A 1,108-nucleotide genomic window follows, 5' to 3' on the forward strand; every position below is an offset into this window, starting at 1 on the left:
AGAATCGCAGTTGTCCGAAATGATTTCGGCCGCATCCTTGTAGATGGCTTTTAGCTGCGACTGGCTCTGCAAAATGATGGATGCCGAGATTTCCCGGCTGCGGATGGTGGCGATCAGCTTGTCGAAGTTGGGAATCTGCCCAATGTTGGCGAACTCGTCCAGAATCAGCCGTACATGGACAGGCAGTCGGCCACCGTATTTATCATCCGCACGGTCACACAGCAGGTTGATAAGCTGGCTTTGAAGCATGGCAAGAATGAAGTTGAAGGTGGTGTCCGTGTCGCTCATAATCAAAAACAGCACAGTCTTTTCATCCCCGATGGTGTCCAGCTCCATTTCATCGTCCTCCATCAGCTCCCGCACCTCCCGGATGTCAAATGGGGCTAAACGGGCACCGCAGCTTATCAGGATGGAGGAACGGGTCTTGCCCGCCGACAGCAGAAACTTTTTGTACTGCCGGACAGCGAAGTGGTCCGGGTCTTTCTGTTCCAGCCGTTCAAACATGAGGTCCACTGGGCTTTGAAACTCCGGGTCGTCCTCGCGGGCTTCGCTGGCATTTATCATTTCCAGCAGGGTGGTGAAGTTCATTTCTTCTGCCGGGGCCTCGTACCAGATGTAGCCAATCAGAGCCGTGTAGAACAGCCGTTCCGACTTCACCCAAAAATCTTCTGCTGATTTTTCACCCTCGCCCTTGGTGTTGGCGATAAGGGTATTCACCAGTTTCAGCACGTCCTTTTCCGAGTGGATGTAAACAAAGGGGTTGTACTTCATAGACTTGGAAAAGTTTATCGTGTTCAGGATTTTCACCCGGTAGCCTGCCCGCTGGAACATTTGGCCTGTTTCCAGAACCAGTGTGCCTTTTGGGTCTGTGACCACGAATGAGGCGGGATAGTCGGAAGTGGGGAAACATTGCATGAGGTTGGGCTTCACATAGAAGCGTGTCTTGCCGCTGCCGGAGCCGCCGATCACCAGCACATTCTTGTTCCGGGCCGTCTTGGGGTCTTTGGGCCGCCCGGTCATGGTCAGGCGTTCGGTCTGGGTCAGCAGAATGTTGTTTTCAAACTTGGGGTCGATGTACGGGGCAATGTCTTTGGCGGTGCCCCACCGG

General features: G+C 53.8%; 1 protein-coding gene. It reads right to left on the reverse strand.

Translation table 11 applies throughout. The features are described from left to right. On the reverse strand, positions 1–1,108 hold a 1,108-nt coding region (locus ACMP1L_RS09910; RefSeq protein WP_418452921.1), incomplete at both ends, for a VirD4-like conjugal transfer protein, CD1115 family.

The organism is Ventrimonas sp., from assembly GCF_048380235.1.
In the GTDB taxonomy this organism is placed as follows: domain Bacteria; phylum Bacillota; class Clostridia; order Lachnospirales; family Lachnospiraceae; genus Brotaphodocola.